Origin of the sequence: Collimonas sp. (assembly GCF_039923675.1) — a bacterium.
Taxonomy (GTDB): Bacteria; Pseudomonadota; Gammaproteobacteria; order Burkholderiales; family Burkholderiaceae_D; genus Collimonas.
Window position 1 is genome coordinate 24340 of sequence record NZ_JBDTCG010000094.1, and the last position, 18688, is coordinate 43027.

Below are 18688 nucleotides of genomic sequence, written 5' to 3' on the forward strand. Positions count from 1 at the left end.
ACCTTGCTTATAGGTAGCTGTTTTTGACTATCATTTTGTGAATTGAGTATGCGCTGAAGCACGGACCGAGATAGGAACCGAAATACGAGCTGAAATACCGCCGCCAAGCGACGGCGCCATCATCTGAACCAAGGATGCATATGGACATGAGCGCAAAAATCGGGGAACGGCCTGAGGCCATCCGCCGGGTGACCAAAATTTATGCCGCTTTCCTGATCGCCGGCTTCGCCCTGTCTCCGGCCTTTCTGATTGCCTACCTCTACTTTTTCCAGGATCCGGCGCTCAAATTTGAAAACCACCTGTTTCACGAAATCGCGATTACCGGCGCCACCATCGAGGGCCTGTTCGTCACCTATGTGAGCTGGCGCTGCTATCTGTCATCGGGAGAGCCTTTGCTGCGCTGGCTGACTCTGGGATTTCTCGGGTTTACCGTGATTTATGTTCTGCACGGCGCCTTTACCGGCATGGCGCACCACAATATCTGGCTGTTCTTGCTGTACGGCCCGGCCTCTCGCCTGGCGATGGCGATCTTGCTGCTGATCGGCCTGTTATCCTTCAACCAGGAACCCGACACACCCGAGCAACGGGCTAGTCCGCGGCCATGGCTGGCCTGGATAGCGGCGTTCCTGGTCATCGATGTCGCGGTAGCAATCGTTGCCTATTCTTCGATCGCAGGCAGTCCGGCGGTACGTCTGACAATGGAGGGTGGCGCCCTGCTGTTTTCCGCGGTCAACCTCAGCGTCATGCTGATCGGGCGAATCCGTTCGCCGATGATGACGATCTTCGGCATTTCGATCGCCTTGTTCGGCTTGTCGTCGCTGGCGTTCATTCTTGGCAAGCCGTGGAACCATATGTGGTGGCTGGCGCATGCGATCTTCGCCGGCGGTTTCTTCGTCCTGAGCTACGGCATCATCAAGGCCTTCCACACCACCCGCTCGTTTGCCAATATCTACAACCAGGAAGAAATGGTGAACCGCCTGGCGATGGCGATGGTGAGAACCGAAAGCGCGCTACAAGAACTCCGGCACAGCAACCAGATGCTGGAACATCTTGCGTCAACAGATCCGTTGACAGGCGCCTCCAACCGGCGGCATTTCATTGAGCGCGTAGACGCCGAAATCGCCAGGTCCAGGCGCGACAACCTGTCGTTCGCGATACTGGCGCTCGACTTGGACAACTTCAAGGCGATCAACGACCACTATGGTCACCAGGTGGGTGACCAGGTATTGCAAGGATTTGTACAGAAATGCACGGAAGAGATCCGCCCATACGACAGCGTGGCGCGCATGGGCGGCGAAGAGTTCATGGTGCTGCTGCCGCAAGCGACGATGGAACTGGCGGTGACCATCGGCGAGCGTATCCGGCAGGCCACTGAAAATGCCGTATTCGAAAGCATCCTGGTGCCAAAGCTGATACTCACGGTGAGCATCGGAGTTTCGCAGTTCGGCCACGACGGCACTTCCATCGATACGATTTTCCGCGCTGCGGACGAGCGCCTTTATCGCGCCAAAGACCAAGGCCGGAACTGCGTGATTACGGCATAAAACATTATCGCCGCAGTAAACAAGTTCACTGCGGTGACCTGCATTAGCCGGCGCCGGTATTCCGGTATTTGCCGATACCGATGCCGAATATGCTGGTTTGATGGGTCTTGTTCTTCACTACCCGCAGCTTTTTGGTCGGGTCCAGCAGCGTGAAGCGCTCGCGGATATCGGCTTCGCTAGGCAGCGAATTTGCGCGCCAGCGGATGATGTCGATTCCGGCTTTTTTCAGCGCCTTGTACTTTTTTTCATCTTCTTTATTGATGGTTTTGATGTTGTGGTTTTTATTGTCAATTTCTATGACTGCGACCACTTCGCTGGCTTTGTCGCACACCACGAAATCCAGATTCTTCGATGTCAAGGTATCCAGCCCGCCACTATCCTTGGTGCCCAGGCAACGGCTCAGGCTGACTTGCGCCAGCACCATATGCTCCGGCAAGGCCCCCACCAGCCGCCAGTACATGACCTGCTCGTTATTCGACAATGGTTTTTTCTTGATGTATTCGCGGCGTTTCTGTTGCGCCACCTGCTTCTCTCTGGTGACCACGGCTATGATAGCCAAGATGATGATCGTCAGCACGGTCAGTGCAATGACTGCTTTCATTATTCAATTCCCCTGGTTGAACGCAGCGGCCATTATATTTCCATATAGAAATATAATGAAGATAAAAATGTACAGCTTAGAGGATAAAGCGAAGGAATGCGAGGGCGAGCTGCCGGATCGCGGTATCAAGAACCACGCCGGATCAGGATTTTTTGCTATCGGAATGAAGCTGTCAGCCCGACGAGCTGACAGCATGGGAAAACGATGAAGCTATTTTCTTAGGCGCTTAAACCGAAAATCGCATCGTAGCCATTTTTGGCGCGATCGGTTTCATCCAGTTCATTGCTCAACTCCAGGTCTTCCAGTTCTTCCACCGCATTGATGAACTGCTTGCGGTCGGCGGCGCCGATGACACGGTAGATTTCCTGCTTCGCATTGACCACCGCGATCAGCATCTGCTCTTGCCGCACGAGCTTCTCTTCCACGATCGTGATCAGCAGGTTGGCCATGATGTCTTTGTCGAACTCGGGGATATCCTTATCTCCGACTAGTGCTGTTTTCAATCTTTTCCTCTTGTGTCTAATGATGGGTATTGCTGTAACGCGATAAGCGATTTCTGCAGAGCGATTGCCGGCAGGCCGCAATTTTACAACGTCTGGCATTTTACCGTCACGCGGGCGCTGATCTCTTGCTCTGACCGGCTCGCCCGCAGCGGGTTCCCTGCCTTATTTCCGTTTGCTCCCGATTAGTCCTGCTTATTCCTGGTGGTAGCGCGTCACCAGTTCGACTTCACTCTTGGAGCCGAGGAACACCGGCACGCGCTGGTGCAATTTCTCCGGCTGGATATCCATGATGGCTTGTTTGCCGTCGGTAGCCGCGCCGCCGGCTTGCTCGACGATGAAGGCCATCGGATTGGCTTCATACATCAAACGCAGCTTGCCAGGCTTGTCCGGTTCACGCGCATCGGCCGGATACATGAAGATACCGCCGCGATTCAGGATGCGATGCACGTCCGCCACCATCGAGGCGATCCAGCGCATGTTGAAGTCTTTTTGGCGCGGACCGGTAGTCCCAGCCAGCATTTCATTGACGTAGCGCGTCACCGGCGGGTGCCAGTGACGGGCGTTGGAGGCGTTGATCGCAAATTCCTTGGTCTCGGCCGGGATCTGCATGTCGCGCTGGGTCAGCACCCATGAACCCATTTCGCGGTCCAGGGTGAAGCAGTGCACACCGTTGCCGGTGGTCAGGACCAGCATGGTTTGCGGGCCATATACCGCGTAACCGGCGGCGACCTGCTTGCGGCCGGATTGCATGAAGTCTTGCTCAGTCGGCGCTTTCATGCCTTCCGGCGCTTTCAGCACCGAGAAAATGGTGCCGATCGACACGTTGACGTCGATATTGCTGGAGCCGTCGAGCGGATCGAACAGCAACATGTATTCGCCTTGCGGATAACGGTTCGGGATCGGATGGATCGATTCCATTTCTTCCGATGCCATCGCCGCCAGATGGCCGCCCCACTCATTGGCTTCCAGCAGGATTTCATTGGAAATGATATCCAGCTTTTTCTGTACTTCGCCCTGCACGTTTTCGCTATCGGCGCTGCCCAGGACTTCACCCAGCGCGCCCTTGCCGACCGCATGGCTGATGGTTTTGCAGGCACGGCCGACCACTTCGATCAGCAGGCGCAATTCTGCCGGAATGCTGTTGTGCAGCCGTTGTTGCTCGATCAGGTGCTGCGTAAGACTAATACGTTTCATATTGCTCTTTCTTCGTTATGGCTTTTCGCCGCCGATCATGGCATACCACTCCTTGATCCGCGGCGAATCGACAAAAATCAATTGGCAAGTGCCTTGCCAATCACTTCCAGTACATCCTTCGATAAGTTCGGTGCTGCCGCCACCCGCTGCAGAGCGCTGCGCATTTTTTCCTGCAGCGCCGGCGCGTACTTGCGCCAGCGGTCCAGGCTGCGCGACAAGCGTGCGGCAACTTGCGGGTTGACGCCGTTGAGGGCGATCACCTGGTCAGCCCAGAATTCATAACCGCTGCCGTCGACCGCATGGAAATTGGCCGGGTTGCCGCTGCAGAAACTGAAAATCAGGCTGCGTGCACGGTTCGGGTTTTTCAGCGTAAATGCAGGATGTTGCGCCAGTGTGCGAATGGTGGCGACGTCGGCGGTATAAGCGGTGGCTTGCAACGCAAACCACTTGTCGATAACCAGCGCTTCCTGCTCGAAGTCCTGGTAGAACTTCTCCAGCGCCGCTGCCTTGCCGGGCGCGCTGCTGTTGGTCAGCGCCACCAGTGCCGCCAGGCGGTCGGTCATGTTGTTGGCGCTGTCGTATTGTTGCTGCGCCAGCGCGTGCGCATCGGCGTCGTCGGCCTGGATCAGGTACGACAAGGCGACGTTCTTCAACGCCCGCTTGCCGGCGGCATCGGCGTCCGGACTATATTCGCCTGGCGTCTGGCTGGCATGATAGGCGGCCAGCAAGTCGTCCTTGAGCGCCTGCCCCAGCTTGGCGCGCAAGTATTGGCGCGATGCATGGATTGCCTGCGGATCGATGACATCGGTCTGCTCCGCCAGCAGCGATTCCGACGGCAGCGTCAGGGCTTGCTCGCGGAAAGCGGCATCTAGCGCGCTATCGTTGAGGATCAGGCCCAGTGCGCGGCCCAATGCGCCACTATTGGACGCAGCATTGTTCAACACGTCTTCCAGTGCAACCACATTGCCTGCCTGCGATGCCTCTTGAACCGCTGCAGTCAGCGCCAGCAAACTGCGCGTCGCCAGGCGTTGGCCAGCTTCCCAGCGGTTGAACGGATCGCTGTCGTGCGCCAGCAGGAAAGCCAGTTCGGCGTCGGTATACGCGACATCCAGCACCACCGGCGCGGAAAAATTGCGCAGGATCGATGGCACCGGTTGTTCGGCGACATCGACAAAACGGAAAGTCTGCTGCGCCTTGGTCAGTTCCAGTACGCGGGAGGTGTCATCGCTTACCTTGCCTTTGCCGTCGCTGCTCAGACGCAACGCCATGTCTTTGCCGTTGCTGTCGAGCAGGCCGACCGCCACCGGGATATGGAAAGGCAGTTTCTTGGTTTGCCCTGGCGTCGGCGCGCAAGTCTGCGACAACGTCAGTTCGTAAGTCTTCTTGGTGGCGTCATACTTGCTCTGCACTTGCACCCGCGGCGTGCCGGCCTGGCTATACCATCGTTCGAACTGGCTCAGATCACGACCATTGGCATCCACCATCGCGGCGCGGAAATCGTCGCACTCGACAGCGTGGCCGTCGTGACGTTGGAAGTACAAATCCATGCCCTTGCGGAAGCCGTCGCGGCCGAACAAGGTCTGGTACATACGCACCACTTCGGCGCCCTTTTCGTAGATCGTGACGGTGTAGAAATTATTGATTTCGACGTAGGAATCGGGACGCACCGAGTGCGCCATCGGGCCTGCATCTTCCGGGAATTGCGCCTGGCGCAAGACGCGCACATCGTCGATGCGCTTGACGGCGCGGCCGCTGTCGGTACCGACCATGTCAGCCGAGAATTCCTGGTCGCGGAACACGGTCAGGCCTTCTTTCAGGGACAGCTGGAACCAGTCGCGGCAGGTAACGCGGTTGCCGGTCCAGTTGTGAAAATACTCGTGGCCGACCACTGCTTCGATATTGGCATAGTCGACATCGGTAGCGATACGCGAATTGGCCAACACGTATTTGGTATTGAAAATGTTGAGGCCCTTGTTTTCCATCGCGCCCATGTTGAAATCGCCGACGGCGACGATCATGAAGCGGTCCAGGTCCAGCTCCAGGCCGAAGCGTTCTTCATCCCAACGGATGCTGTTGATCAGTGAATCCATGGCGTGCTGGGTCTTGTCCAGATTGCCGTCTTCGACCCACACCTGCAACAAGACTTCGCGGCCGGATTTCAGCGTATATTTTTCTTCCTGGCAGACCAGGTTGCCGGCCACCAGCGCGAACAGGTAGGAGGGTTTCTTGAACGGGTCTTCCCACTTGGCGTAATGGCGGCCGTCCGGCAGGTCGCCTGCTTCGATCAGGTTGCCGTTCGACAGCAGCACCGGATAGGCCTTCTTGTCGGCGCGCAGCATGACGGTGTATTTGGCCATCACATCCGGACGGTCCGGGAAATAAGTGATCTTGCGGAAGCCTTCAGCTTCGCACTGGGTGAAAAAATTGCCGTTGGAGACGTACAAGCCCATCAGCGATGTATTCTTTTCCGGGCTGGTCAGCGTTTCGATTTCCAGCACCACCTTGGCGGTTGCGGAAGCGATGCGTAGTTTTCCAGCTTCCAGCTTGTATTGGCTAGGCTTCAGCTGTTTGCCGTTGAGGCGCAATTGCACCAGTTCCAGTTCTTCGCCGAACAGGACTATCTCCTTGCTGGCGCTGGCCGGATTGCGGCGCATGGTGATGCGGGTGGCAATGCGGGTCGCGGCCGGATCGAGGTCGAAGCCCATGTCGACGCTGTCGACCAGGAAGGCGGGAACGGTGTAATCCTTGCGATGAATGGTTGGTGGTGTGGCGGAAGTATCGGTGCGCATAGGGAATGGTCGCTAAGGTGACGGGTTAATGATGATAACTTCGGTTGACAACTATGGCTGGTAACTACAGTCGGCAACTAAGCTTGTCTGCAAGAGCGATAGCTCGGCGACTTGCTTAATAACGTGGCTGGTCTGGCTTAATCAGTATTCGTGCTTGTTTTGTGCTTCTTTAAATTGCAGGCAGGCAGTGATTCTACCAATCTCAGCGGAAAGGATCATCCAATTTGAGGTGGATATGTGCTTCAGCCCGTATTCATTCCGTAATCAGCCGATATCAAATTGAAAACATAACAACAATCGCAGTAAATTGTCATAAAATCACTATTTTTGTTCATCTTGCTGAAAAACCAAATCCCGCAAGTTACAGCTAGTGACAAAGCGATAGAGCAGCACTATCAAGATTTGGCTAAAATGCTAGTATCAAGCGGCTCTTTCAGCCATCAAGCCAGAAGAACGCAAGCCCCCATGTGCGCGTGCCGCCATTGCCTATCAGGCAAACCCCGGAAATGCGCCACGCATCCCCACGAAGAGGAATCACAATGAAACGCATCATCAGTCTCTGCTTCGCCTCGCTGTTATTGCTGCTAGGCGGTTGCGCTACCGTCATTCGCAGCAATGTCACCGCCTTTAACGAGTGGCCGGCGGATCTGCCGAATAAGTCTTTCGTGTTCGAGCATACCGACGCGCAAAACAACGACCTGGAATATCGTAACTATGAAGGCCTGGTGCGCACGGAACTGCAGCGCCTGGGATTTGTGCAGCAGGACAACGCCGCCGCCGCGCAATTGAAGGTAGCCATGAACTACAGCATCGCTGCACGCGATGTCCATGTCGTGGAGCCTGTTGTCGCCGATCCGATGTGGTACGGTCCCTACGGCTGGGGACGGCCAGGATTCTATGGCCCCCGCTTTAACGACCCGTTTTACGACCCGTTCTGGTATGCGCCGCAAGTGATCGGCCAGCGCGAATACGACTATCAGCTGTTCTTGCGTCGTCTGAATATCACCATCACGCGCGCCGCCGGCGGTCAAAAACTGTACGACGTCACTGTCAACAGCGAAGGCAAGATGAATGCATTGCCGGCTGTGATGCCGTATCTGGTGCGTAGCGCCTTTACCGACTTCCCGGGAAAGAGCGGCGTACCGCATGTGGTCAAGCTGAAGGTGGAAGACCAGCAGTAACCATCAGCAATCCGCTCAAGGCAAAACGGCCTGTGCTCCCGTCCAAGCGGGATCACAGGCCGTTTTCATGCAGCAATGACGGTCAGCTATAAAACCATTCGCTGGCGAAGGTGATGAAGCCGATCAAGATCACTGCCAGCACCAGCACAATCAAGAGCCGCCCGAATTTGGGCGAGCCTTCGCTACCGGTCGGCTGCTCTTCCGGATGATGCATCGGATTGTCCAGCTGGGCCTCCGGCTGCTCTTTCAAGGGGTCGTTCATTCATGCCTCTGGGGATAAACTCATGGGAAAAGCTCAGGGAATCAAAATAGTGGAGCCAGTGGTCTTGCGCGCCTCCAGATCGACATGCGCCTGCGCCACATCTTTCAATGCATAGCGCTGGTTGATTTCAATCGTGATTTTTTTACTCTCCACCATCTGGAACAGATCCGCAGCGGCGGCGTCCAGATCGGCCCGGGTCGATATATAACTTGGCAGCGAGGGCCGGGTGATAGTGAGCGAACCGCGCGACGCCAGTTCGTTCAGACTGAACGGCGGCACCGCGCCAGAAGCATTGCCGAAGCTGACCATGGTGCCCAGAGGCGCCAGGCAATCCAGCGAGCCGATGAAAGTATCCTTGCCGATCGAGTCATACACCACAGGCACGCCTTTGCCGCCGGTGATTTCGCGCACCCGCTCGACAAAATTCTCGGTCTTGTAATTGATCACATGGGTGCAGCCGGCCGCTGTCGCCAGCGCGGCTTTTTCGGCCGAGCTGACCGTTCCGATCATGCTCACGCCGAGCGCCCGCGCCCATTGGCTGGCGATCAGGCCGACGCCGCCGGCGGCAGCGTGGAACAAGATGGTCTCACCGCCACGCAAGGGAAAGGTGCGGCGAAACAGGTATTGCGCGGTCAAGCCCTGCAAAGTCATCGCAGCGGCCGTATCGAAGCTGATTGAATCAGGTAATTTGATCAGGAAAGCGGCCGGCATCACGCGCGCCTCCGAATAAGCGCCGTTCGGACGGGTCGCATAAGATACCCGGTCGCCGATCTTAACGTGCGTCACGCCCTCGCCCACCGCCTCGATCACGCCGGCGCCTTCCTGCCCCAGGCCACCCGGCAATGGTTGCGGATACAAGCCTGTGCGGAAGTAGACGTCGATAAAATTCAAGCCGCAGGCGGCATGCCGTATCCGCACTTCACCCGGCCCCGGGTCGCCAACTTCCACGTCCACATAATCCATGACCTCCGGGCCGCCGGTTTTCAATATCCTGATTGCTTTTACCATGATTGCTTTCACCTCCTAATAATTCTCGATTGCTACTGCTTACATTGCATGAAATTGCAAAAATCTTTATCTGATCGCGTTTCTTTTTCCGCTACTTTTTTCTATGCTTTCTTCTTCGAAATCAGATAAATCCCCACTAACACCAGAGCGGTGCCCGTCAGCTGGATCGCCGTAACCGGCTCATCCAAAATCAACGCACCTAAAAACAAGGTCGAAACCGGTCCTACCATGCCTGCCTGTGCCGCCGTCGCAGGGCCGATGCGCGCTACCGCAATCATCGTCAGGAATACCGGCAACACCGTGCAAAAAACAGCATTAATCATCGACAAGCCATACACCGGCGCCGCCTGCTGCAACAACACCGGCCATGGCCGCAGCACCATGAACTGCACAATGCAGGCCACACAAGAGACGCACATCGCATACGCCACCAGCCGCATCGCACCGACCCGGCTCACCAGCTCGCCCGAGAGCATCAAATACAGCGCGTAGCTGATCGCCGCCGCCAGCACCAGGGCGCTTCCCAGGCCGATATTGGCGCCGCCCAAGCGTACATCATGCAAGAACACCAGCACCGTTCCCAGATAGGAAATCAGCAGTGCGGCCCACTCCAGCCATGTCACCCGGCGCCGGTAAAACAGGAACGACATCAGCAACACGAACGACGGCGTCAAAAACAATATCAGACGCTCGAGTCCGGCCGAAATATACTGCAGGCCGAGAAAATCCAGGAAGCTCGACAGGTAATAGCCGATCAACCCCAGCACTACTATCCGCGCCCGGTCACGATTCGATAGCGGCGTTTCACTGCGCGCCTTCCACAAGGCCACGGCGGCGAACAACGGTAGCGAGAACAGCATGCGAAACGTGATCAGCATGACCGCATCGACCGGATAGCGATAGATCAGCTTGGCGACAATCGCCTTGGCTGAAAATAAAATTGCGCCGGCCACGGCAATTGCCAAGCCGCCAAGAAAAAATTGTCGACCGGCCGGATGTAACTTGCTGCTCATTGGTTGCTCATGGGGGAATTGTAATAGGTATGGGAAGATTGCGTTGTTAAGGGATTGGAGTGAAAAAAACGGCCAAACCAATTCCCCTGACAACGCCGTCATGCAGCGACGCAGCGTGCGATTATTTGCTTACTTCTTTTTCAGCAAAGATCCCAGCACGCCGCGAATCAATTCCCGTCCGACCTGGGAGCCGATGGTGCGCGCTGCGGATTTGATCACCGCCTGCACCACGCTGTCCTTGCGTCCGGAACCACCGCCCAGCAAGCCGCCCAATGCGCTGCCCCATGAACTGACGGTAGCGCTGATCGAAGAATCCTCAGCGCCTGCGACGCCATCTTTTGCGGTTGGCGCAGTGCTGCGCCCTTTGAGTTTTTCGTATGCCGATTCGCGATCGATAGCGGCTTCATAGACGCCAGCGACAATCGATGTCGCCATCAGCTGTTTGCGTTCTTCATCGGTAATCGGCCCGATCTGCGATGCCGGCGGCAGGATGAAGGCGCGTTCGACGATAGTGGGGCGGCCCTTCTCGTCCAGGAAAGACACCAGCGCTTCGCCGACGCCGAGTTCGTTGATGACTTGCGCCGTGTTCAAGGCTGGATTGGCGCGGAAGGTATCGGCGGCGGCCTGCACCGCCTTTTGATCGCGCGGCGTGTAGGCGCGCAGCGCATGCTGCACGCGGTTACCGAGTTGACCGAGCACGGTGTCTGGAATATCCAGCGGGTTCTGCGTGACGAAGAATACGCCAACGCCTTTGGAACGGATCAGGCGCACCACTTGTTCGATTTTCTGCAGCAAGGGCTTGGGTGCTTCGCTGAAAAGCAGATGCGCTTCATCAAAGAAAAACACCAGCTTCGGCTGGTCCAGGTCGCCCACTTCGGGTAAATGTTCAAACAATTCCGACAGCATCCACAGCAAAAAGGTGGAATACAGGCGCGGGGCATTCATCAACTTGTCAGCCGCCAGGATATTCACCACACCCTTGCCGTTGCCATCGGTCTGGATCAGGTCGTCGATGTTCAGCATCGGCTCGCCGAAGAACTGTTCGCCGCCCTGCTCGCCGATGCCGATGAGACCACGCTGGATGGCGCCGATGCTGGCCGCTGAAATGTTGCCGTATTCGGTCTGGAAACTGGCGGCGTTATCGCCGACGTGCTGTAGCATCGCCCGCAGGTCCTTCAAATCCAGCAGCAGCAAACCGTTGTCGTCGGCGATCTTGAACACCAGCTGCAATACCCCTTGCTGGGTATCGTTCAGGTTGAGCATGCGCGCCAGCAGCAATGGCCCCATGTCGGAAATGGTGGCACGCACCGGATGGCCTTGTTGACCATACACATCCCAGAAAGTGACCGGCGTCGCCGCCCATTGCGGGTCCTCGATCCCCAACGTCTCCAGCCGCTGTTTCAACTTGGCTGAAGTGGCGCCAGCCTTGGCCATGCCGGACAAATCGCCCTTGACGTCGGCCATGAACACCGGCACGCCACGGTCCGACAAAGCCTGCGCAATCACTTGCAGGGTCACGGTCTTGCCGGTGCCGGTGGCGCCGGTGATGCAGCCGTGGCGATTCACAAATGCGGGCAGGAGCACCAGGTCATGCTCGGCGTTTTTGGCAATCAGGAGAGGATTTGACATGGTGTGGGGTCGATTTCAGTGGATTTCAAGAAAGTGCAATATGGTAAAATTGCGCTTTGATTATAGCTAACTCAAGCAAGAAAGAACCATCATGGCTGGACACAGCAAATGGGCCAACATTAAGCACAAGAAGGCCGCCACCGATGCCAAACGCGGCAAAATCTGGACCAGGTTGATCAAGGAAATTACCGTTGCGGCCCGCATGGGCGGCGGCGACATCGACGCCAACCCGCGTTTGCGGCTGGCGGTCGACAAGGCGTCCGACGCCAATATGCCCAAGGATAACGTCACCCGCGCCATCCAGCGCGGCAGCGGCGGCCTGGACGGCGTCAACTATGAGGAAGTGCGCTACGAAGGCTACGGCATCGGCGGCGCCGCCATCATCGTGGATTGTATGACTGACAATAAAATCCGTACTGTGGCTGAAGTACGCCACGCATTTTCCAAATACGGCGGCAATATGGGCACCGAAGGTTCGGTAGCCTTCATGTTCAAGCATTGCGGCCAGTTGCTGTTCGCGCCAGGCACCAATGAAGACGCCCTGATGGAAGCGGCGCTGGAAGCCGGCGCCGAAGATGTCGTCAGCGACGACGAAGGCGGTATCGAGGTAATTTCCGGTCCGCACGACTTTGCGGCGCTCAAGGCAGCCCTGGAAAAATCCGGCTTCAAGGCGGAAGTCGCTGAAATCATCATGAAACCGGCGACGGAAACCGTGTTCACCGGCGACGACGCCGTCAAGATGCAAAAGCTGCTGGACGCGCTGGAAAACCTGGACGACGTACAAGAAATTTATAGCAACGCAGTAATCGAAGACTGATACACGGACTCATATGAAAATTCTGGTAGTGGGCTCTGGCGGTCGCGAGCATGCCCTGGCGTGGAAAATCGCTCAATCCCCGCGCATTCAAACGGTCTTCGTCGCACCCGGCAACGGCGGCACGGCGCTCGACCAGCGCCTGGAAAACATCAACATCACCGACCCGGCGGCGCTGGCGGATTTCGTTGAACGCGAACATGTCGCGCTTACCGTGGTCGGCCCGGAAACCCCGCTGGCGGCCGGCATCGTGAACATCTTCCGAGCCCGCGGCCTGAAGATTTTCGGCCCGACCAAGGAAGCGGCACAGCTGGAAAGCTCGAAGGATTTCGCCAAATCGTTCATGCAGCGGCACCATATTCCTACCGCCGAATATCAAACCTTCATGGACGTCAGCGCTGCACACCAGTACATCGACCAAAAAGGCGCGCCTATCGTCATCAAGGCCGACGGCCTGGCTGCCGGCAAGGGTGTCGTAGTGGCGATGACCCTGGAAGAAGCACATGGCGCAGTCGACATGATGCTGTCGGATAATCGTCTCGGGGATGCCGGCGCACGGGTAGTCATCGAAGAATTCCTGGCCGGCGAAGAAGCCAGCTTCATCGTCATGGTCGATGGCAAAAACATCCTGGCGCTGGCTACCAGCCAGGATCACAAACGCCTCATGGACGACGACCAGGGTCCGAACACCGGCGGCATGGGCGCTTACTCGCCAGCCCCTATCGTCACGCCGGAGCTGCACGCGCGCGTCATGCGCGAAATCATCACGCCGACCGTGCAAGGCATGGCCAAGGACGGCATTCCGTTCAGCGGCTTCCTGTATGCCGGCCTGATGATCGACGATAAGGGTAATCCGAAGACGCTGGAATTCAATTGCCGCATGGGTGATCCGGAAACCCAGCCGATCATGGCGCGCCTGAAAACCGACTTGCTCATGGTGATGGAACATGCGGTCAGCGGCACCCTGGACACGATCGAGCTGGAATGGGATCGCCGCACCGCGCTGGGCGTGGTGATGGCGGCATCCGGTTATCCGGATTCGCCGCGCAAGGATGACCAGATCTCTGGGATTCCTCCTGAAAACGCCGACACAGTGACCTTCCATGCCGGCACCGCCCTCGCCGGCGAGCGCCTGACCACCTCCGGCGGCCGCGTGCTGTGCGTGGTTGGCCTGGGCGACAGCGTCAAGATGGCGCAGAAACAGGCTTACAGCGTGGTCGACCTGATTCATTTCGACGGCGCGCAATTCCGCCGCGATATCGGCTGGCGGGCATTGAAGAAACATGCCTGATCGGCTTGCCGGTTAGCTGCGTCGGTACAAAAAACAAGCCGGGGTCAGGGTTGTCGTCATGCCAGACGAAAAATCCTGACCCCGCTTTGAGTAAACAGTTTATGCTTTTAACGTTGCCAAACCAGCAAATTCATTGACATCCCCCTTTAGCACGATGACTTCAAACATCTCTCCCGACAGCCCGGCAAACGCCGTCAAATCCTACCTGCTCGATCTGCAAGCGCGCATCGTCGCGGCACTGGAACAGGTCGACGGCAAGCCCTTCGGCAGCGATCATTGGCAGCGTGCGGAAGGCGGCGGCGGCAATTCGCGGATTATCGAAGAAGGCAATGTACTGGAGCGCGGCGGCGTCGGTTTCTCGCACGTGATGGGCAGCAGCCTGCCGCCGTCGGCAGCCGCCAACCGCCCCGAGCTGGCCGGCCGCACGTGGGAAGCCATGGGTGTCTCGCTGGTGATACATCCGCGCAATCCGTTCGCGCCGACTGTGCACATGAACGTACGCTTCTTTACCGCCAGCGCCGAAGGCCAGCAGCCGGTGTGGTGGTTTGGCGGCGGCATCGATCTCACCCCGTATTACGGCTTTACAGAAGATGTCGAACATTTTCACCGTACCTGCCGCGATGCGCTGACGCCGTTTGACAGCGCAACAGCCCACAGCCCGGCGCTTTATCCGCGCTTCAAGCAATGGTGCGACGACTATTTTTACCTGAAACATCGCAAGGAACCGCGCGGCGTCGGCGGCATTTTCTTCGACGATTTCAATGCCCTGGGCTTCGAACAAAGCTTCGCCATGATGCAAAGCGTCGGCAACGCTTTTATCCCGGCATATGTGCCGATCCTGGCGCACCGCAAGGATGTTCCCTACGGCGAAAATGAGCGGGATTTCCAGGCATATCGCCGCGGACGCTATGTTGAATTCAATTTAGTGTATGATCGCGGCACTTTGTTCGGTCTGCAATCCGGGGGACGTACCGAGTCTATCCTGATGTCGATGCCGCCCGTGGTCAAGTGGCGCTACGACTGGCAACCAGCGGCAGGAAGCCCGGAAGCCCGTTTATATTCCGATTTCCTGATCCATCGCGAGTGGGTTTGATAAGCAGTCCGTATGACATCCAATCACTCTCCACGCTCCAGGCAGTGCGTAGCAGTTCTAGGCGGTAGTTTCGATCCGGTCCACAATGGTCATGTGGCGCTGGCGAAATACTTTGTCACCCTGCTGGCGCCAGATGAGTTACGGGTAATTCCTACCGGCAACCCTTGGCAAAAACACGGGCTGGAAGCCAGCCCGGAGCAACGGGTTGAGATGGTAAAGCGCGCATTTAGCCAGCAAAGCGTGCCGTTGGTCATCGACCAGCAGGAAATCCAGCGACAGACTGCAACGTATACTATTGATACATTGCAAGCATTACGGGCCGAACTCGGGCCGCAAGCGTCTATTGTTTTCCTGATGGGCGCCGACCAGTTGCAGCATTTGAATAGCTGGCAAGGCTGGGATCGACTGTTTGACTATGCCCATCTGGGCGTGGCCTCGCGCCCCGGTTTTGCCATGGATGCATCGCAGGTTCCAGCCGAGGTCACGCGCGAATTTACACGCCGCGCCGCCACCCCGGAGCAGATTCGCCAGAGCGCGCACGGCTTGACTTATCTGGCGAAGAATCTGGCCGTAGACATTTCGGCAACGGAAATTCGTGCTGCGCTGCACAACGCAAAAAGACCCGACACGCTGGTCCCGGCGACAGTACTGGACTATATTGAACAACATCATCTCTATAAGAATTAAATGGATATTAAAAAACTGCAAAGTCTCGTCATCGATGCACTTGAAGACGTCAAGGCCCAAGACATTCGCGTCTACGACACGGTCCACCTGACCGGCTTGTTCGACCGCATCGCGATTGCTTCCGGCACCTCCAACCGCCAAACCAAGGCGCTGGCCGCTTCGGTGCGCGACAAGGTCAAGGAAAACGGCGGCAACATTCTCAGCGTCGAAGGTGAAGAAACCGGCGAATGGGTACTGGTCGACATGGGCGACATGGTGGTCCACATCATGCAACCGGCGATCCGCGCCTACTACCGCCTGGAAGAAATCTGGGGCGACAAGGAAGTCAAGTTCGGCGCCGCCAAGCGGATTTCCACTCGCAGCGATGCGGAAGAAGAAGCGCCAAAGAAAGCGTCGCGTCATCTCACATCGCAAGCCTTGAAGCCGGAAGCCGACACCCCGAAGAAAGCCCCGGCGCGCAAGAAACCGGTCAAGACCGACGGCGCCAAGAAAGCGGTCGGCAAGACCATCAAGGTAGCGCCGTCGAAGAGCTCGGCGCCACCGAAGAAGACTGCTGCACCGAAGAAGGCCCCTGCCAAGAAGCCTGCCGTCAAGCGTGCTCCGGCAAAAACCAAGGCAGCTGAATAAGCTGCTGCACCTTTAGCATCGCGTATGCAGCTCATCATCGCTGCGGTCGGCCACAAAATGCCGGCATGGATTGAGAACGGCTTCGGCGAGTATGCGAAACGCATGCCGCCGGATTGCCGCATCGTCCTCAAGGAAATCAAACCCGTCGAACGCTCCGGCAGCAACACGGCCGCTTCCGCCATGGCGCTGGAGCGCAGCCGGATCGAGGCCGTCTTGCCGAAAGGCGTGCGCATCGTCGCCCTCGATGAACGCGGCAAGGACCTGACCAGCGTCCAGCTTTCCCAGCAACTGACCCAATGGCAGCGCGATGGCCGCGATGTCGCCTTCATCGTCGGCGGCGCCGATGGCCTGGACCCCGAGTTCAAGGCGAACGCCGACAGCCTGTTGCGCATCTCCAGCCTGACGCTGCCGCACGGCATGGTGCGCGTGCTGCTGGCCGAACAACTTTACCGTGCCTGGTCGATTACCCAGAACCACCCTTATCATCGCGTGTAATCGCCGTCTGGCGAGCGGTAAAACACCCCCTGCAAGCACGTAACTCTGTAATAATCGCTGGAAACATTTGACGACGTATCTGCCGTAAAGCCAGCAATGAAAAACCCTTACCAGAAAATCTATCTCGCTTCGAAAAGCCCGCGCCGGCGCGAGCTGCTGCGCCAGATCGGCGTCGTCTTTGAATTACTCTTGCTGCGTGATCAAACTCCGCGCGGTCCCGATGTCAGCGAGGACGTCTTGCCGGATGAGTTACCGGAGCACTACGTTGCCCGGGTCACCATGGAAAAGGCGCACGCCGCTTACCAGATGATGGTGTGGCGCAGTTTGCCGTCGCGGCCGATCCTGGCGGCCGATACCACGGTCACGATCGACGGCAAGATTCTCGGCAAGCCGGCCAATAAACGCGAGGCAACCGAGATGCTGCAACTGTTGTCCGGGCGCACCCATCAGGTGCTCACCAGCATTGCCGTCATCCATAAAGAACAATCCTGGCAACTCACGCAGGTTTCGGATGTCTTATTCCAAAGCCTGAGCGCTGCCATGATCGACGCCTACTGCGATACCAGCGAGCCTTACGACAAGGCCGGCGGCTACGGCATTCAGGGACCGGCAGCAATTTTTATCGAAAGCATACACGGCAGCCATTCAGGCATCATGGGGCTGCCCCTTTTCGAAACCGCACAATTACTCCAACAGGCAGGCATCCGCATTTTATGAGCGAAGACATCCTCGTCAATATCACCCCGCAGGAAACCCGCGTCGCCCTGATTTTCCAGGGCGCGGTGCAAGAGCTGCATATCGAGCGCACCTTGTCGCGCGGGTTGGCCGGCAATATCTACCTGGGCAAGGTGGTGCGCGTGCTGCCCGGCATGCAATCGGCGTTTATCGATATCGGTCTTGAGCGCGCCGCCTTCCTGCATGTGGCCGACATCTGGGAAACCCGCGCCCACGATGGCCAGGCTGCCCAGCAAACACCGATTGAAAAGCTCTTGTTCGACGGCCAGTCGCTGACGGTGCAGGTGGTCAAGGATCCGATCGGCACCAAGGGCGCTCGGCTGTCGACGCAGATTTCCATCGCCGGCCGCATGCTGGTGTACCTGCCGCAAGACCGCCATATCGGCATTTCGCAACGAATCGAGAATGAAGCCGAACGCGAGATACTGAAGAGCAAAGTGCAAAAACTGTTGCCGCCGGAGGAAAAAGGCGGGTTCATCATCCGCACCATGGCCGAGGACGCGCCGGATGCCGACCTGCAGATGGATGTCGAGTACCTGCGCAAGACCTGGTCCTCCATCACGCTGCTGGCCAAGACTAAACCGGCGCCGACTCTGCTGCATCAGGACTTGAGCCTGGCGCAACGCGTGTTACGCGATTTCGTCAATGACGAGACCACCACGATCCAGATCGATTCCCGCGAGAATTTCCAGAAGCTGCAGGAATTCGCCGCCAGCTACACCCCATCCGTCACCGAACGGCTGATGCATTACACCGGCGAACGGCCGTTGTTCGACCTCTACGGCGTCGAAGAAGAAATCCTGGAAGCCCTGAGCCGGCGCGTGCCGCTCAAGTCAGGCGGCTACCTGATCGTCGACCAGACCGAAGCAATGACCACCATCGACGTCAATACCGGCAGCTTCGTCAACGGCCGCAATTTCGACGACACGATTTTCAAGACCAACCTGGAAGCGGCGCATGCCATCGCGCGCCAGCTCAGGTTGCGCAACCTGGGCGGCATCATCATTCTCGATTTCATCGACATGGAGAATAGCGAGCACAAGCTTGCCGTGCTGGCCGAATTGCACAAGGCGTTGCTGCGTGACCGCACCAAGAAATCGGTCTCGGAATTCTCGGCGCTAGGCCTGGTGGAAATGACCCGCAAGCGCACCCGCGAATCGCTGGCGCATATCTTGTGCGAACCCTGCCCTGCCTGCAATGGCAAAGGCCAGGTCAAGACCGC

At 57.5% G+C, this 18688-nt stretch carries 18 protein-coding genes; 10 read left to right on the top strand and 8 right to left on the bottom strand.

What is annotated here, in order from left to right:
* Positions 1-146 precede the first annotated feature (146 nt).
* On the top strand, positions 147-1544 hold the full coding sequence (locus ABI171_RS20335) for a GGDEF domain-containing protein (protein ID WP_348094381.1): 1398 nt from the start codon (positions 147-149) through the stop codon (positions 1542-1544).
* A gap of 43 nt (positions 1545-1587) precedes the next feature.
* Here the strand turns inward: ABI171_RS20335 and ABI171_RS20340 are convergent, their stop codons facing one another.
* From ABI171_RS20340 to pepN, 4 genes are all read right to left on the bottom strand, one after another.
* The gene (locus ABI171_RS20340; RefSeq protein WP_348094382.1) at positions 1588-2145 is read right to left on the bottom strand and encodes a DUF2726 domain-containing protein; all 558 of its coding nucleotides are present in this window, start codon (positions 2143-2145) and stop codon (positions 1588-1590) included.
* A gap of 218 nt (positions 2146-2363) precedes the next feature.
* Positions 2364-2648, bottom strand: a complete 285-nt coding sequence (locus tag ABI171_RS20345) for a hypothetical protein (protein ID WP_348094383.1) — start codon at positions 2646-2648, stop codon at positions 2364-2366.
* A gap of 192 nt (positions 2649-2840) precedes the next feature.
* Entirely contained in the window at positions 2841-3842 is a 1002-nt protein-coding gene (locus ABI171_RS20350) for a class 1 fructose-bisphosphatase (protein WP_348094384.1), read from the bottom strand.
* 77 nt (positions 3843-3919) lie between these two features.
* The gene (gene pepN / locus ABI171_RS20355) at positions 3920-6631 is read right to left on the bottom strand and encodes an aminopeptidase N (protein ID WP_348094385.1); all 2712 of its coding nucleotides are present in this window, start codon (positions 6629-6631) and stop codon (positions 3920-3922) included.
* 539 nt (positions 6632-7170) lie between these two features.
* Here pepN and ABI171_RS20360 point away from each other — a divergent pair.
* Positions 7171-7812, top strand: coding sequence for a DUF4136 domain-containing protein (locus ABI171_RS20360; RefSeq protein WP_348094386.1), 642 nt, complete (start codon positions 7171-7173; stop codon positions 7810-7812).
* A gap of 82 nt (positions 7813-7894) precedes the next feature.
* On the opposite strand, the gene ABI171_RS20365 is transcribed toward ABI171_RS20360, so the two are convergent.
* The 4 genes from ABI171_RS20365 to ABI171_RS20380 form a co-directional block, all read right to left on the bottom strand.
* Positions 7895-8074 carry a hypothetical protein gene (locus tag ABI171_RS20365; RefSeq protein WP_348094387.1) on the bottom strand — a complete coding sequence of 60 codons (180 nt, stop codon included), beginning with the start codon at positions 8072-8074 and terminating at the stop codon, positions 7895-7897.
* 33 nt (positions 8075-8107) lie between these two features.
* Positions 8108-9082: a quinone oxidoreductase gene (locus ABI171_RS20370; protein ID WP_348094388.1), complete on the bottom strand. Its 975-nt coding sequence runs from the start codon at positions 9080-9082 to the stop codon at positions 8108-8110.
* 101 nt (positions 9083-9183) lie between these two features.
* Positions 9184-10095, bottom strand: coding sequence for a DMT family transporter (locus ABI171_RS20375; protein WP_348094389.1), 912 nt, complete (start codon positions 10093-10095; stop codon positions 9184-9186).
* A gap of 129 nt (positions 10096-10224) precedes the next feature.
* Positions 10225-11724, bottom strand: coding sequence for a helicase HerA-like C-terminal domain-containing protein (locus tag ABI171_RS20380; protein ID WP_348094390.1), 1500 nt, complete (start codon positions 11722-11724; stop codon positions 10225-10227).
* A gap of 91 nt (positions 11725-11815) precedes the next feature.
* Between ABI171_RS20380 and ABI171_RS20385 the strand changes: the two genes are divergently transcribed.
* The 8 genes from ABI171_RS20385 to ABI171_RS20420 all read left to right on the top strand — a co-directional run.
* Positions 11816-12541 carry a YebC/PmpR family DNA-binding transcriptional regulator gene (locus ABI171_RS20385; RefSeq protein WP_348094391.1) on the top strand — a complete coding sequence of 242 codons (726 nt, stop codon included), beginning with the start codon at positions 11816-11818 and terminating at the stop codon, positions 12539-12541.
* Between the two features lie 13 nt (positions 12542-12554).
* Positions 12555-13829, top strand: coding sequence for a phosphoribosylamine--glycine ligase (gene purD, locus ABI171_RS20390; RefSeq protein WP_348094392.1), 1275 nt, complete (start codon positions 12555-12557; stop codon positions 13827-13829).
* Positions 13830-13983: 154 nt separating this feature from the next.
* Complete coding sequence (hemF, locus tag ABI171_RS20395) at positions 13984-14922, top strand: oxygen-dependent coproporphyrinogen oxidase (RefSeq protein WP_348094393.1); 939 nt, start codon at positions 13984-13986, stop codon at positions 14920-14922.
* Between the two features lie 12 nt (positions 14923-14934).
* On the top strand, positions 14935-15609 hold the full coding sequence (locus ABI171_RS20400; RefSeq protein ID WP_348094394.1) for a nicotinate-nucleotide adenylyltransferase: 675 nt from the start codon (positions 14935-14937) through the stop codon (positions 15607-15609).
* Positions 15610-16236 (top strand): ribosome silencing factor, encoded by a 627-nt coding sequence (gene rsfS, locus ABI171_RS20405; protein WP_348094395.1) that lies wholly within the window; start codon positions 15610-15612, stop codon positions 16234-16236.
* 24 nt (positions 16237-16260) lie between these two features.
* Positions 16261-16731, top strand: coding sequence for a 23S rRNA (pseudouridine(1915)-N(3))-methyltransferase RlmH (rlmH, locus tag ABI171_RS20410; RefSeq protein WP_348094396.1), 471 nt, complete (start codon positions 16261-16263; stop codon positions 16729-16731).
* A 96-nt stretch (positions 16732-16827) separates the two neighbouring features.
* Positions 16828-17448 (top strand): Maf family protein, encoded by a 621-nt coding sequence (locus ABI171_RS20415; RefSeq protein ID WP_348094397.1) that lies wholly within the window; start codon positions 16828-16830, stop codon positions 17446-17448.
* On the top strand, positions 17445-18688 hold a 1244-nt coding region (locus ABI171_RS20420; protein ID WP_348094398.1), incomplete at its 3' end, for an Rne/Rng family ribonuclease. The genes ABI171_RS20415 and ABI171_RS20420, both read left to right, overlap by 4 nt.